The 13,611-nt window shown below is 67.3% G+C and carries 15 protein-coding genes and 1 pseudogene; 3 read left to right on the top strand and 13 right to left on the bottom strand.

The genetic code is table 11. The features are described from left to right. Positions 1-222 precede the first annotated feature (222 nt). Positions 223-909: a DUF2625 family protein gene (locus tag GPX89_RS13340; RefSeq protein WP_157387759.1), complete on the top strand. Its 687-nt coding sequence runs from the start codon at positions 223-225 to the stop codon at positions 907-909. A 52-nt stretch (positions 910-961) separates the two neighbouring features. Here the strand turns inward: GPX89_RS13340 and GPX89_RS45425 are convergent, their stop codons facing one another. Further along, positions 962-1,099: a hypothetical protein gene (locus tag GPX89_RS45425; RefSeq protein ID WP_198347465.1), complete on the bottom strand. Its 138-nt coding sequence runs from the start codon at positions 1,097-1,099 to the stop codon at positions 962-964. Between the two features lie 34 nt (positions 1,100-1,133). Beyond that, positions 1,134-1,415, bottom strand: a pseudogene (locus GPX89_RS45420) (SDR family oxidoreductase); the annotation flags it as partial. A gap of 241 nt (positions 1,416-1,656) precedes the next feature. Between GPX89_RS45420 and GPX89_RS13330 the strand changes: the two are divergent. Further along, complete coding sequence (locus tag GPX89_RS13330) at positions 1,657-3,354, top strand: sensor histidine kinase (RefSeq protein WP_198347399.1); 1,698 nt, start codon at positions 1,657-1,659, stop codon at positions 3,352-3,354. Between the two features lie 273 nt (positions 3,355-3,627). Here the strand turns inward: GPX89_RS13330 and GPX89_RS43805 are convergent, their stop codons facing one another. The 8 genes from GPX89_RS43805 to GPX89_RS13290 all read right to left on the bottom strand — a co-directional run bounded on the left by GPX89_RS43805 (position 3,628) and on the right by GPX89_RS13290 (position 8,938). Further along, complete coding sequence (locus GPX89_RS43805; RefSeq protein WP_198347398.1) at positions 3,628-3,852, bottom strand: VOC family protein; 225 nt, start codon at positions 3,850-3,852, stop codon at positions 3,628-3,630. Continuing rightward, positions 3,849-4,121, bottom strand: coding sequence for a hypothetical protein (locus tag GPX89_RS13320; RefSeq protein WP_157387757.1), 273 nt, complete (start codon positions 4,119-4,121; stop codon positions 3,849-3,851). The genes GPX89_RS43805 and GPX89_RS13320 overlap by 4 nt, the downstream gene beginning before the upstream one ends. Then, on the bottom strand, positions 4,078-4,587 hold the full coding sequence (locus tag GPX89_RS13315; RefSeq protein ID WP_157387756.1) for a DUF6221 family protein: 510 nt from the start codon (positions 4,585-4,587) through the stop codon (positions 4,078-4,080). Before GPX89_RS13315 ends, GPX89_RS13320 begins: the two co-directional genes overlap by 44 nt. A gap of 288 nt (positions 4,588-4,875) precedes the next feature. Then, positions 4,876-6,003 (bottom strand): PLP-dependent cysteine synthase family protein, encoded by a 1,128-nt coding sequence (locus GPX89_RS13310; RefSeq protein WP_157387755.1) that lies wholly within the window; start codon positions 6,001-6,003, stop codon positions 4,876-4,878. 30 nt (positions 6,004-6,033) lie between these two features. Next, positions 6,034-6,372: an AzlD domain-containing protein gene (locus GPX89_RS13305; protein ID WP_157387754.1), complete on the bottom strand. Its 339-nt coding sequence runs from the start codon at positions 6,370-6,372 to the stop codon at positions 6,034-6,036. Next, the gene (locus GPX89_RS13300) at positions 6,369-7,160 is read right to left on the bottom strand and encodes an AzlC family ABC transporter permease (RefSeq protein WP_157387753.1); all 792 of its coding nucleotides are present in this window, start codon (positions 7,158-7,160) and stop codon (positions 6,369-6,371) included. The genes GPX89_RS13305 and GPX89_RS13300 overlap by 4 nt, the downstream gene beginning before the upstream one ends. Positions 7,161-7,323: 163 nt before the next feature. Then, positions 7,324-8,283 carry a LysR family transcriptional regulator gene (locus GPX89_RS13295; RefSeq protein WP_157387752.1) on the bottom strand — a complete coding sequence of 320 codons (960 nt, stop codon included), beginning with the start codon at positions 8,281-8,283 and terminating at the stop codon, positions 7,324-7,326. 49 nt (positions 8,284-8,332) lie between these two features. Beyond that, entirely contained in the window at positions 8,333-8,938 is a 606-nt protein-coding gene (locus GPX89_RS13290) for an arsenate reductase ArsC (RefSeq protein WP_157387751.1), read from the bottom strand. A gap of 122 nt (positions 8,939-9,060) precedes the next feature. On the opposite strand from GPX89_RS13290, the gene GPX89_RS13285 reads away from it, so the two are divergent. Next, positions 9,061-9,780 (top strand): hemerythrin domain-containing protein, encoded by a 720-nt coding sequence (locus tag GPX89_RS13285; RefSeq protein WP_328601789.1) that lies wholly within the window; start codon positions 9,061-9,063, stop codon positions 9,778-9,780. Here GPX89_RS13285 and GPX89_RS13280 read toward each other — a convergent pair. The 3 genes from GPX89_RS13280 to GPX89_RS13270 all read right to left on the bottom strand — a co-directional run bounded on the left by GPX89_RS13280 (position 9,777) and on the right by GPX89_RS13270 (position 13,560). Next, the gene (locus tag GPX89_RS13280) at positions 9,777-10,757 is read right to left on the bottom strand and encodes an AraC family transcriptional regulator (protein ID WP_157387749.1); all 981 of its coding nucleotides are present in this window, start codon (positions 10,755-10,757) and stop codon (positions 9,777-9,779) included. The genes GPX89_RS13285 and GPX89_RS13280 overlap by 4 nt on opposite strands. Positions 10,758-10,846: 89 nt before the next feature. Continuing rightward, a complete protein-coding gene (locus GPX89_RS45870; protein WP_157387748.1) occupies positions 10,847-12,418 on the bottom strand; it encodes a prenyltransferase/squalene oxidase repeat-containing protein in 1,572 nt (523 codons plus the stop codon). Positions 12,419-12,852: 434 nt separating this feature from the next. Continuing rightward, a complete protein-coding gene (locus GPX89_RS13270; protein WP_328601788.1) occupies positions 12,853-13,560 on the bottom strand; it encodes a response regulator transcription factor in 708 nt (235 codons plus the stop codon). Between the last annotated feature and the right edge of the window lie 51 nt (positions 13,561-13,611).

The raw sequence follows: 13,611 nt of genomic DNA, 5'->3' as shown, positions 1-13,611 counted from the left end.
CCGATCCCACCACCGAATTTCCGCGCTCGACGAAACCGGCACCGCGCGCCCGCTCGAATCGATGAATGCGCACATGATCACGCCCAGCACGACGGGCACTACGACGAACACTGACCGCATGCGCGGTCGTCGGGTGAAAGATCAACGCGCCGAGATCATCTCGCGGCTTCTCCAGTGCGGGCGCGATCGGGCGAACCGGCGCGCTGTGCGACGATCGTCACCGTGACCGTTCGAAACATCGACGAACTCATCGATACCGATGATCCCGCGTGGCCCGAGTTGGCGGGCAAGATCTCCGACAGCGCGATTCCGGTCGAGGTCTTGCCCGCCACGCCCGCTCGCGCCCGGGACGCGCTGTACCGATTGCAGGTGACCGCACGATCGGTGCTCGGCGGGCTGGTGCTCAATACCGGTGGCCTCGTGGTCGATCACGGCTGGTTGCGGATTCTCGGCGGTGGGCACGGCGACCTGCCGGATGTGGCGACCATGAATCGGATGGCCGACCCCGAACCCGGGCGCGAATCACCGGGGGCGCTGGTGGTGGCGGTGGATGTGCTCGGCGGCATGTTCGCAATCAACGGGGGTGCGCTGCCCGGAAACCCCGGAGGCATTTGCTATTTCGGTCCCGACACTTTGGCCTGGCAACCGCTGGGCGGTGGGCATTCCAGCTTCGTCGACTGGGTCCTGCGGGGCGGTCTCGAGGATTTCTACGCCGACCTGCGCTGGGACGGATGGGCCGCCGAAACCGAAAACCTGCCGCCCGACCAGGGATTGGCGATCTATCCGCCGCTGTGGAGCGCGGAGGGCCGGGGCGATATCGCCGCGACCAGCCGCCGGGGTTGCCCGCTGCCGGAACTGACCGCCCAGCACCTCGACACCGCCGGGCAGATGGCCGAACCACCGCGTTGAGTCCCGAGCGGGAGACGACCCGGCTGGTGGCCGGGCCGTCTTCTCGGGGATCTCACGCCGTGAAGTCGGCGCGATGGTCGGTGACCCACTCGACCAGGGTGCGGCCGGGCTTGCCGGTGACGCTGGTGACCGGGCGAACACGGTCGGGGGTGGTGAGGGTGTCGCTCCAGTAGTCGAGCAGCATCTTCATGATCGGCTCGCGGATGGTCGAGAGGGAAGTCCCTGGCCGTGGCGAGCGAGGACAGGACCGTGAAGCGCCGCACGCCCGCGGCGACGGCCGCGTCCATGAACACCTCGACGCCCCGGGCGGGGAAGACGAAGGCACGGTCGACGTCCTGGAACACGTTGGGGCCGAGGGTCGACGGGTCGGCGAGGTCACCCGCGACGACCTCCACCGCCTCGGGCAGGTTCGCGTTCTCGGGTTTACGGGTCAGAGCGCGCACCGCGGCCCGGCTGGCGAGGAGCGTGCTCACCAGGTGGCGGCCGACAGCGCCGGTAGCGCCGGTGACGAGGACGGTGGGGGCGGGAGGTGCGGATCTCTGTGCTGCTCATGAGATGAATACTTCCGGTAGAGCCCGGGCCCCCACATCACGAGAATTCGTTATTTCGCGCGCGCGGTTGCATCCGGGGCGGCCGGTTCCGAACCTCTTGGGATGTTTGCGCTTTGGTCGCGCGTGAAATCCTCGGAGTGGAAGAATCCCCCGCATGTCGGGCGGTCCAATGCCCCGTTCCGGTGACAGAACGCCGATGGTCGAGGCCCTGTCCCAATGGCGGCTGCGTGAACTCCTGGCCGAGGTGCAGGACCGCATCGCGCAGGTCGTCGATGTCCACGATCGGATGGACCGGCTCATCGACGCCATGCTGGTGATCACCTCGGGCCTGGATCTGGACGAGACGCTGCGCACCATCGTGCACACCGCCATCGAACTGGTCGACGCTCGCTACGGTGCGCTGGGCGTGCGCGAGACCCGCAGCAGCGGCGACAATCTCTCCGAGTTCGTCTACGAGGGCATCGACGACCGCACCCGGGTGCTGATCGGCGACCTGCCGCACGGCTGCGGGGTGCTGGGCCTGCTCATCGAGGAGCCGAAACCGCTGCGCCTGAAGGATCTCTCGAACCATCCGGCCTCGATCGGGTTTCCCGCGCATCACCCGCCCATGCACAGTTTCCTGGGCGTCCCGGTGAAGGTGCGCGACGAGGTGTTCGGCAGCCTGTATCTCACCGAGAAGGTCAACGGCCACGAGTTCACCGAGGACGACGAGGTGGTGGTGCGGGCGCTGGCGGCGGCGGCCGGTATCGCCGTGGCGAATTCGCGGCTCTACGCGCAATCGCAGTTGCGGCAGTTGTGGCTGGAGTCGATCCGCGATGTGGCGACCGAGCTGCTGGGCGGCGGCGACCCGGCGGAGGTGATCGAACTGATCGCCGATCGGGCTCTCACGCTGACCGATTCGGTGTGCACGTTCGTGGCGCTGCCCGAGGATCTGGAGCTCTCCGACAACGCGGTCACCGAGCTGATCGTGTCGGCGGGCGCGGGCGTGCCGTCCTCCGCGCTGCTCTCGCGCCGCATTCCGATCGAGGGCTCGCACACCGGCACCGTCTTCCGCACCGCCGAGTGCATGGTCACCGAGGGCTTGGCGCTCAACCCGTTTCCGGAGTTGCACACCGAGTTCGGCCCGGTGCTGCTGCTGCCGTTGCGGGCGCGCCAATCCATGCTGGGCGTGCTCTGTGTGCTGCGCGCCCCGGGCGAGCCCGATTTCGACGCGTCCGCCATCGCCATGATGACGGTCTTCGCGGGCCAGGCGGCGCTGGCCTTGCGCTTGGCCGACAACCAGTTCCGCATGCGCGAGCTCGATGTGCTGTCGGAGCGCGACCGGATCGCCCGCAATCTGCACGACCGGGTGATCCAGCGCCTGTTCGCGACCGGCTTGGCCGTGCAGGGCACCGCGCAACGCATTCGCTCGCCGGAGATCCGGGATCGGCTGTACCAGAGTCTCGATGATCTCCAATCGATCGTGCAGGACATCCGGCAATCCATCTTCGACCTGCACGGCCCCGCCATCGGCCAGGTCCCGCTGCATCAGGGCCTGCATGATCTGGTCGCGGAGATGACGGCCGAGACGAAACTCCGCACCACCGTGCACGTCTCCGGTCCGCTCTCGGTGCTGCCGCTGTCGCTGGCCGACGATGTCGAGGCGGTGCTGCGCGAAGCCCTCAGCAATGTGGTGCGCCACGCCGGCGCCGACAGCATCTCCATCGATCTGAGCGTCGCCGACGATGTCAGCGTCGAGGTCATCGACAACGGCGCCGGCCTCGACGAAAGCTCCTCCCGCCGCAGCGGTCTGGCCAACCTCGAGGTCCGCGCCCGCCGCCGCGGCGGCACGTTCGACATCTCCCCCGGCGCGGGCGGCGGCACCCACGTCCACTGGACCGCCCCGCTCCCCTGACGCCCCTGCACGCCCCTGATACCCCGGCACGGGAATGCCCCCGCCGCGCCGTCATCACATGACATCGGGGGTGCGCGCACGGGGGCAAGGGTCACCACATGTCTCGGATCCGCTCGATCGACCACCTCCTCCGCCGCTGCGAACGATTCCTTCGAATACTCCGATCGGGCCCCACGAGCATGCCCCGATCAGCAACCTTTCATCACCGCCCAAAGACCCTGCGGCAGGGGCCCATAGCCACCGATAGGCCCATTTCGGATATCGGGCCGCGTGTCACTCCCCCGCCGGGCCGAGCAGGTCCCACCGGTTCCCGGCGATATCGAGAAAGACCGCGACGCGACCGTAGGGTTCGGTTCGCGGCGCGGTCACGAACTCCACTCCCGCCTCGACCATGCGCCGATACTCCACCGCGAAATCCGCAATCACTCTGCCGGTGGCATATTCGGTGACCTTCGGCAGGTAGATGCGGTGTGCCAGGCGAATCAGGCAGCTGCTCACAATCGGGGGTCGTGGACGAGCTGGAATTCACGCAGTCCGTTCTCGTCGCCAGCTGCGGTGTATTCACGGCCGACGACCTCGATCTCGGGCAGGTCGCAGTCGCGGGCAATCTCGGCTACAGACAGCAGCATCGGGTTCTTGTGGCTGTGCCATGGGGTCACGGCCTGGGCCTGGTCGCCGACCGACAGGAACACGCGCAGTTGCGCGCGCCCGTCCGGCCGAACCTCATAGGTCCGTGCAGGTTTGCTCCACTCCCACAGCTCGCTCATCTGCTTGTTTCCAATCGTCGCGGTAATCAGGGTGATCGGACCAGATGGCGGCCAGCGAGCGGATAACCCCGTTTCGCAGCCCGATCCATCCGATCGTCGGCAGCTCGGCGGCCTCTCCGAAGGTCTCGAACGTCTCCAGCGCAGAGCGCATCGCCGCGCACTGCCGTAGCACACGCGCCGGGTCATGAGAGACTATGTGGTCGGCCGTCGGCTCGTAGTCCACGCGCGCGAAAACCTCTTCCTCGCAGTCGATCTCATGGGTGTAGATGCCGGGGTACGACTCGCGCAGAGCGTGATCCCAGATCGGTCCGGGTTGCTCGCCGGCCTTGCGGGCGACGCGCTCGTCTTCCGCGATCCGGGCCTCGATGAACTCCTCGATGGTCATGCGTCCCCTTATATCGGTGTGCGATTCGACGGTTACGTCATCGCCATCCTCCGTTGTGACCGGGTCGCCGTAGAGACTCATGCTGCTGATCCTCCCTATTTCTCGTCCCGGGCGGCGAGTTTCAGCGCGTCGCCGAGCTGTGGAGTGTCGGATCGGCAACACGCCGTGTCCGGATTCGCTCCGCCCCGGAAAGCAGTGGGCCCGAGTCCGTGCCACGATGGCATGGACTCGGGCCCACTCCGAGGGAATCAGTTGGCGGCTGTCACGCTTCCGCTGCCGAGAACTCGTGGGAACCGACCTCCACGTGTGCCTCCAACTTTCCGCCTCGGAATCTGCGAATTCCCAGGAAACTCCGGGAACTCGTGGGAATCAGCGGGATAGGTCACCGGTGAGCAAAAAGTGCTCCAGCCGTTGGGAATACGGCGCCGGATCGATCCCTTCCTTGGCCAACCAGGCGTCGGAGTAGTACTTGTCGAGGTAGCGTTCGCCCGGGTCGCAGAGCAGGGTGACGACGCTGCCCTTTTCGCCCTTGGCGAGCATGTCGGAGATGACCTGGAAGGCGGCCCAGACGCCGGTGCCGGTGGAGCCGCCGCAGCGGCGGCCGAGGATGCGCTCGAGCAGGTGGACGGTGGCGACGCTGGCGGCGTCGGGGACGCGCATCATGCGGTCGATGGCGTGCGGCATGAAGCTGGGTTCCACGCGCTGGCGGCCGATGCCCTCGATGCGGGATCCCTTGTCGGAGGTGACATTCCGATCCAGGGTCTGCCAGCCGTCGAGGAAGGTGGAGTTCTCCGGGTCTGCGACGCAGATGCCGGTGTCGCGCTGGGTGTAGTGGACGTAGCGGGCCAGGGTGGCCGAGGTGCCGCCGGTGCCGGCGGTGGCGACGATCCAGCTGGGCTCGGGGTAACGCTCCTGTTCGAGCTGGCGGAAGATCGACTCGGCGATATTGTTGTTGCCGCGCCAGTCGGTGGCGCGTTCGGCGTAGGTGAACTGGTCCATGTAGTGCCCGCCGGTCTCCTTGGCGAGCTGGGCCGCCACCTCGTACACCTCGGTGGGGTTGTCGACGAGATGGCAGGTGCCGCCCTGGAATTCGATCAGGTCGATCTTGGCCTGCACGGTCGAGCGCGCCATGACCGCGATGAACGGGACGCCGATCAGCTTGGCGAAGTACGCCTCCGACACCGCGGTGGAGCCGCTGGACGCCTCGATGACCGGGCGGCCCGGGCGCAGCCAGCCGTTGCACAGCGCGTAGAGGAACAGCGAGCGCGCCAGCCGGTGCTTGAGAGAGCCGGTGGGATGGGTGGATTCGTCCTTGAGGTAGAGGTCGATACCCCATTCGGTGGGCAGCGGAATGGTCAGCAGGTGGGTGTCGGCGGAGCGGTTGCCGTCGGCCTGTACCTTGCGCACGGCCTCGCGCAGCCAGGTGCGGTATTCGGGGTCGTAGCGGTTGATGTCGGTCTCGTCGACGAGCGTGGTGCCGGGGATGTAGGTGGTCATCTCGATTCCTTCGGTAGGGCCCGGGGCGGGCTAGTTGAGGCCCGCCAAGCGGAGCAGGGCGAGGACGACGACACCGGTGCCGACGGTGGCGTACATGTTCTTGGTCCGCCACGCGACGAGCAGCGTCGGCAAGGCGGTGAGCAACAGGGGGTTGGCCCAATCCAGGTTCAGGGCATGGGTTTCGGCGTTCGGGACGAACACCGAGGGCGCAATCAGGGCGGCGAGCACGGCGGGCGGAATGTAGGCCATCCAGTGCAGGACCGAGTCGGAGATGGTGAAGCGATCGGCGAGCAGCAAAGGCAGGGAACGGATTCCGTAGGTCACGGCGGTCATGCCGACCAGGACGCAGATCAGCGTGGTGGTGCTCATGACAGGCTCTCCTCGGCGATCGCAGGGACGTCCTCGTCACTCGCGGTGTCACGACCGGCCGCCCGGCGCTCGAGCATGAGCCCGACGGTGGCGCCGATGACGGTGGGCACCACGACCGCCCACAGCGGCAGTCCGGCCACGGTCAGCACGACCGCGAGCCCGCCCGCCAGCACCGCGACCAGCAGTTCCCGGCTGCCCTTGACCATCATCGCCAGCAGCGCGAGGAACATGGCGGTCTGGGCGAAGTCCAGGCCGAGTGCCTTGCTGTCGGGGATCAGTTCGGCGGCCACGCAGCCCAGGGCGGTCGAGCCCGCCCACGCGAAGTGGATGAGGAAGTTGAAGGCGCGGCATTCGGCGGCCGACCGGTGTCGTTTGGCGAATTCGGTGGAATGCACCGCGAACGCCTCATCGGTGAGCTGCCAGGCGAAACCCATCTTGTCGCGCCGCGTCCACCCGGCCACATTCGGCGCCTCGGTGAGCGAATACAGCGCGTGCCGCAAATTCACCAGAAAAGTGGTGAAAACAATGGAGATCGGCGAAATTCCGGCCTGTAGCGGACCGAGTGCCGCGAATTGCGAGGAGCCCGCGAACACGAAGGCCGACATGGCGATGGCCGCCCAGGCCGGGACCCCGAAGGTGGGGGCGAGCACGCCGAAAGCGAAAGAGACGGGCAGGTATCCGAGCATGACCGGGCCCGCGGCGGAGACAGCGGTTCGCCAACAGCCGCCGGGCGGAGCATCGTCGGTGACGACCGCGTGCGTTGTTTTCGAATCGATTGCCAGTGCCATGGCTCCAACCTCTATGTCGGTTCCTGTTTGCGCCTCCAACGCTAGTCGAGCAAACCGTTTTTGTGCACTGACCTGGGCGAATAAACCCCAACCATTCGTAATAGGGGGTGAAACTATCGATAATGGTCGGACAGGAAATCGGGTGTCGCGCGAGACACAATTGTCAGGCTGTGACGGCCGTCTCCACGAACGGGACGGTCGCCCGCAGTTCATCGATCACCGAGCGCACCGCGGGCACCTTCTCCAGTTTGGGGAGGGTGACCGCGAGGATGCGGCGTTCCATGGCGGGTTCGACCGGCACCGACCGCACCGACCCCATGGCCGGGATGCCGGACAGGGCCAGCTCGGTGGCCAGCGCCACACCCAGTCCTTCGGCGACCAAACCGACGACGGCGCCGAGGTTCTCGGTGGCGAAGACGATGTCGGGATGGAATCCGGCGTCCGCACAGACGTCGACGAGGTGACCGCGGCACTGCGGGCAGCCCGCGATCCATTTCTCCTTCGCCAGCTCCGACAGATGCACGGCCGTCAGGCGACCTTCGCCCGCCAGGTGATGCCCCGGCGGCAGCAGTACTCGCAGCCGATCGGTGAACAGCGGCCACACGCTCAGCTCGGAGAGGTCCGGACTGCCCGCGTCGCAAGAACTTTCGCTGTCGGGCACCTTGCCGCTCGGGTAGTCGAAGGTGAGGGCGATCTCGCATTCGCCCGCCCGCAGCATGGCCACCGATTCCGGCGGCTCGGCCTCGGCCAGCGCGATCTTCAGATTCGGTTCGGCAGCCTGGCTGCGGGCGATGGTCTTGGGCACCAGCATGGCGCAGGCGCTCGGGAAGGTGGCCAATCGCACCTTGCCCGCTCTCAATTCGGTGAGCGCGCGGATCTCGGCTTCGGCGGCGTCGAGGCTGCCGAGGACGGTCGCGGCGTGCCGGCAGAGCGCTTCACCGGCCTCGGTGAGCTGGAGTTGATGTCCCGAGCGGGTCACCAGCGCGGTGCCGAGCTGTCGCTCCATGGCTTTGATCTGCTGACTGATCGCGGGTTGGGTGTAGCCGAGATGCCGGGCGGCGGCGGAGTACGAACCGGTCCGCGCCACTGCCCGGAAAATCTTCAGCTGTCTGACCTCCAGCATGCCGACCATCCTAAACGCGGGAGGTCAGCGGCCCCGGAAACAGCGTGGGCTAACCACCGATCCCGAGTGCGGCAACCAGGCGGCGAACCCGCGTCTCGATAGCGTCGCGAATCGCGCGGACCTCCTCGATCTCCTCTCCCGCGGGATCCGGCAGCGGCCACTGCTCGAACCGGTGCCCGGCGATGATCGGATCGGTGTCCCCGCAACCCATATCGATGATCACGTCCGCGGCCCGCATGAGCTCATCGCTCCACGGCTTCGGAAATTCTTCGGCGATATCCACTCCCCGCTCCGCCATCGCCGCCACCACCAGCGGATTCACCGCAGCCCCCGGCTTCGACCCGCACGACCACCCCGCCGCCCGATCCCCGGCCAGCCGGTTGAAGAACCCCAGCGCCATCTGCGATCGCCCCGCATTGTGCGTGCACACGAACAACACCGTCGGCCCATTCCGAACCACCCGCCCCTCGGCCCGCGCCAACGCGGTCAGCCGCTCCCGCGCGAACCGCTCCGCATACTCCGGCAGCCGCGCCGAGTCCGTCCCCGCCGCCGCGAGACTGGCATAGGAGCTGTCGAGCATCCGCTCGATGGTGGTGCCATCCAGCACCGCACCGAACTCCCGCTCCAGCCGCTCCGCGGCCTCCCCTTGCGTCATACCCTCGAGACTATCGCCGCCAACGAAACGCCGCCGGACCACAACACGGGACCCGGACCCGGCAATAGAAATCTGCTATCACGACGATCGCCTCACCACACCCAATTGAAAGACTGGGTAGGATGCGGTTCGTGTCGCGTTTCGACGCCAGGTGGACGGCGGGCGGGATGGAGGCACCGTATTCCAGGAGGCAGCCATGGGTCCACGATTCCTGCCCTGCTGATATGGGTTTCGCGCCGGTTCGGTCGGCGCGTATCTGCTGCTCCCACAACACTTTCCGGTTTTCGCGCGCCTGTACATCTCACCGGCGGCGGCGCGCCACCGACTCCTGTGAAACGAGATGGCCCATCTCCACCGACAACACTCGCGTCCGAGCTCTCGGTCGCGAACTCATCGACACCCATAACTGGCTGCGCGGGGAACTGAAGCGTGTGGTTCGCGAACTCGATGAGCATCGAGAGGGCGGCACCGTCCGCCCGCTTCGCGAACTGCGCGGCCATTGCCTGGCCTTTTGCCGCGCGCTGACGAACCATCACACGAACGAGGACGTGACGGCCTTTCCCGTTCTGGCTCAGCGCTTCCCGGAACTGGCCCCCGTGCTCACCGAGCTGAGCGCCGACCACCTACTGGTCTCCGACATCCTGACCAGGATGACCGCCCTGCTCGCCGATGTCACCGCCGAGAACCTCGCGGCGGTTCGCGGCGAGATCGCGGGGCTGTCCGCGATCCTCGAATCCCATTTCCAGTGGGAGGAGCGCCGCATCGCCGCTGCCCTGGATGAACTGCCCACTGCCGATCACACCGGAACGGCACTGTTCGGCACGCACGCAGACGGGATCTAGTGGGCACGGCCGTTCGGGCCGATCTGGTCGCGGAATTGGCCTGGGGTGATGCCGGTCTCCTCGCGGAAGGCGCGGTAGAAGTGGCGGTCGGTGGAGAAGCCGGCCGCGGCGGCGACCGCGGCCAGGGAGCGGGAGGGGTCGGCGCGGATGAGGCGGCGGGCGTGGGCGATGCGGGTGCGGCGGACGATGGCGCCGGGTTCGCCGAAGCCCTCGCAGACGCGGTAGAGGGTACGGCGGGAGATGAGGCAGGCGTGGGCTATCTCGTCGACGGTGAGGTCGGGGTTGGTGAAGTTCTTGCGGATGTAGGACAGCACCTGCTGGCGGGTGTAGAGGGAATCGGAAGGGGCGGGCGAGGTTTCGCCGGTGGCCAGCAGCAGCGCCGAGGCCATCATGCCCGCCGCGTCGGTGCCGAAGACCGTCACCGCCTGCGAGATCTCCTCGGGCGAGAGTTCGGCCAGGCCGCGGAAGAAGTTGGTGACCACGCCGAGCGCGCCGGTGGCGGGAGCGGGGGTGGCGGTGGGCAGTTGGTCACGGGTGAGCCCGGAATGTTCGAGGACCAGTTGCATCGGCGCGCGCACGAGGGTGGACAGGCAATTGTCGGTGGTGCGGCTCTCGAGCGGCTGGCCGTAGTCGAAGAAGGTGATGGAGCCGGGCTTGCATTCGGCCACGCGCCCGCCCTGCTCTGTCCAATTCGTCCCTTCCAGCACGATATTCACCAGCAGGAAGTCGCCCGTGGACTGCGCCACCATCTTTTTTGTCCGCAATGCCCGTTGCGCGCTCGCCTGCATCCGCGTGACGGCGAATCCGTCGAATTGCGTCGAGGCGATTTGCCCGTGCCAGTGACCTTGGCGCAATGGCTCGATCGCCGTCGGTGCGACCGCGTCCGACATCAGGGCTTCCCACTGCTCGAACGCCTGACGGGGCGAAAGGGTCGAGGACGATGAGATCTCGACAGCGCCGTGTACGGCTTGCTCCACGGGGCTTATCTTCCCACCACATATCCTCCAGCAACCACGTTTCGAACGAGATCCCTATTCGCTTCGGGGCGAAGTGCACAACGGTAACCTCACGCAACGGGCGAACCGCTCATCAGCAGCGCTGTCAATGTATGCAGACGTTCGATACGCACCGGCGAACCCAGATCTTTGTAGTGCCACAGTGGCGTTCGCACGGAATCGCTCGCAGCACTGTCGAAGGAATCGGCAAGAAAGATGTGGGCTCGCCGAAGCGCGGCGGCCACCATCCGTTCGACGGCCGGACTCGCGCAGATTCCCAATGCGTGGACCGCGTACGCGGTTTCTTCCGTAGTTGAATGCCATAAACCCCAAGAACCGTCCGCGCGCTGGTTCGCCAGTAACCATGCGATGGCACGCGAGACCGCCAGCAGGGCATCGGCGCAGAACTCCGATTCGATGGCGCGCGCCAGCGCCATGGCCGCGGCGGCGGTCGGCACGCAGGGAGAAGCGACCGAGCGGTCGTCCCAATGACCGTCCGGGTCTTGGGTTTCGACCAGCGTGCGCACGGTCGCGACCCGATGCGCGTGGGCCGCATCGTCATCGGTGACGCACGGGATCGTCGTCAATGCCTCGAGCACATGGGCGGCGGCCATCGGGGCGGACACCGCGGGAAAGGCCAGCAGACAGCCGGAATCCACCGCGTCGTCCCAGGAGTTGAGGACGAACACGGCCAGCGCGGTGTTCTCGGGGTCCGGCGGCAGGCCGGGGGCGAAGGGCATCCCGTCCGCGCCGAGCGCCGCACGTACCGATGCGCACAGGGATGCGGTGACACCGTGCGGCAGCGGGAAGCCCAGCCGGACGAACAGTGCTGCGGCGGTGACCCGTTCGAAGTTCGCGGCCGGAGCGAGAACCGGCCACAGACCCTGGCGACGCACGCCTTCCCGCCGCAGATATCGTTCGGCGCCGGGCAATTCGGCGCCGTGCCACGCCACGGCGGTGGCCGTCAGCGCCGGGGAGCACCACACCGCGCCACCGCGCACGGCCGTGCCGGCGCACCAGCCGCGGGGCGGCTCGTCGAGCAGCTCCAACGGGAACTCCCGCCGCGCCTGCCGATCACCGCCGATGACCCGCGCCCGTATCCGGGCGCTGTGTTCGGCATTGGCCCGCTGGGCCGTTCGGGCCCGTCGCGCCGCCGCGCCGAACCGGTCTCCGTCGAACTCGGGCGCTTGCGTGAGCCGTTCCAGCAGAACCGGAACCGTGTGGTCGATCCCCTCCAGACTGGGCAGTCGGTCCGGCGCAAGGACTTCCGGATCGGAGAACAGGAACTCACTCCCTCGCCGCAGCGCCTCGCGCATCCGGCTCCGCTCGGCCGGTGCGGCGGCGGACCGGCCCGGCAGCGCGCCGACGACCGCCAGTGTCGGCAGCACCCGGTATCGGTCCGGAGCGTGCGGGCTGCCCCAGCTGCCGTCGCGATTCTGGGTGCGCGCCAACGCGTTCGAGCCCAGGCGCGCCAGCGATTCCGGCAGCAGCCCGGGCATCTGCCCCAGCCGCGCGACCACCGTCGCCGTCGCGTACGCCGACCCGGTGAGCATGCCGTCGGCATCCTCGTCGACCAGGCGGATCATCTGCCACAACGCCATCAGGGCGCGCTTGCGGAGCGCGCCGAGCGATTCCTCGGTCACGGTAGCTCGCAGGAGGTCACGGACGAGAAGGGAACTCCTCAAACATACCCGCCGATGCTTCGCGGCCGTCGCGGGCGCGAGCCGAATACGGTCCGGCGCTGGGGATCTTGCGAATGCACGGATGCGTGCGCCTGCTTCGCCGAATATTCGTACCTCGCAGGGGTTTTCGCCGGCGCCGCCCCGATCACGGTATCCGACAGCGCTTCCCAATTGTTCTCGACCGGCACGATCCGACATTTACGGCCGGTCCGATCAACAATTTCGAGGAACTTCAGCACACCCCCTGTTCCGGACTATTCATGAGTGCGGCATTCCACGCCCGTGCCGGGCATCGTCGCAGCTCTGCCCGATCCGACAGGCGAACAACCCGAGCGCGCGAAGCGCGCAACGTGCCTGAAACTCGGGAATTCTCGCGATTGCCTCTCCGCAATGATCTAGCCGGATTCCCGAATGGTGTAGCCGACACCGCGAACGGTATGGATGAGCGGCGCATGCCCGGTATCGATTTTGCGCCGGAGTTGACTGACGAATGTCTCCACCACCCGGTCGGCGCGCCCTTCTTCGGCCTGCCACACCCGGTCGAGAATCTGGCGTTTGCTGACCACTTTTCCCGCATTGAGCATCAAATAGTGCAATAGCTTGAATTCGGTGGCCGAGAGCCAGATCTGCTCGCCCGCGCGATGCACCAGGTGGGTGTCGGCGTCGAGATCCAGGTCGGCGAAGCGCAGCCGGTTGGGGGTGTCCTCGTCGGAGGCTTTGGTGCGCCGCAGGATCGCGTGCAGCCGCAATACCACCTCTTCGAGGCTGAAGGGTTTGCTCACGTAGTCATCGCCGCCGGCGCTCAGCCCGGCGATCCGATCCTCGACCGCGTCGCGGGCGGTCAGGAACAGCACGGGAATCTCGCTGCCCTGCGCCCGCAACCGCCTGGCGACGGTGAAGCCGTCCAGGTCCGGCAGCATGACATCGAGCACGATCACGTCCGGCGGACGGCGGGTGGCCGCCTCGAGCGCGGCCCGCCCGCTGTCGGCCCCCGACACCTCGAAGCCGCTCATCCGCAGCGCGGAGCAGAGCAGGTCCACGATGTAGGGCTCGTCGTCGACCACCAGAACGGTCGCCGCGTCCGGCGCGGTGCGATCGGTCACAAGCGACACCCTATGCGCTCTCGCAGCCCGAACCTGACATCATCCATGCTG

The organism is Nocardia terrae, assembly GCF_009760405.1.
Taxonomy (GTDB): Bacteria; Actinomycetota; Actinomycetes; order Mycobacteriales; family Mycobacteriaceae; genus Nocardia; species Nocardia terrae.
The sequence above is the reverse complement of the archived record's forward strand: the minus strand, read 5'-3'. Positions and strand labels throughout refer to the sequence as shown.

Bases quoted from the DNA above. Each gene is read 5' to 3' on its own strand.
- GPX89_RS13290 (WP_157387751.1), bottom strand. From the start codon at position 8,938: ATGACGCAAGGGGAGGCCGCGGAGCGGCTGGAGCGGGAGTTCGGTGCG.
- GPX89_RS13295 (WP_157387752.1), bottom strand. From the start codon at position 8,283: ATGCTGGAGGTCAGACAGCTGAAGATTTTCCGGGCAGTGGCGCGGACC.
- GPX89_RS13285 (WP_328601789.1), top strand. From the start codon at position 9,061: ATGCGGTTCGTGTCGCGTTTCGACGCCAGGTGGACGGCGGGCGGGATG.
- GPX89_RS13305 (WP_157387754.1), bottom strand. From the start codon at position 6,372: ATGAGCACCACCACGCTGATCTGCGTCCTGGTCGGCATGACCGCCGTG.
- GPX89_RS13320 (WP_157387757.1), bottom strand. From the start codon at position 4,121: ATGAGCGAGCTGTGGGAGTGGAGCAAACCTGCACGGACCTATGAGGTT.
- GPX89_RS13315 (WP_157387756.1), bottom strand. From the start codon at position 4,587: ATGAGTCTCTACGGCGACCCGGTCACAACGGAGGATGGCGATGACGTA.
- GPX89_RS13310 (WP_157387755.1), bottom strand. From the start codon at position 6,003: ATGACCACCTACATCCCCGGCACCACGCTCGTCGACGAGACCGACATC.
- GPX89_RS13300 (WP_157387753.1), bottom strand. From the start codon at position 7,160: ATGGCACTGGCAATCGATTCGAAAACAACGCACGCGGTCGTCACCGAC.
- GPX89_RS13330 (WP_198347399.1), top strand. From the start codon at position 1,657: ATGGTCGAGGCCCTGTCCCAATGGCGGCTGCGTGAACTCCTGGCCGAG.
- GPX89_RS45425 (WP_198347465.1), bottom strand. From the start codon at position 1,099: ATGAAGATGCTGCTCGACTACTGGAGCGACACCCTCACCACCCCCGAC.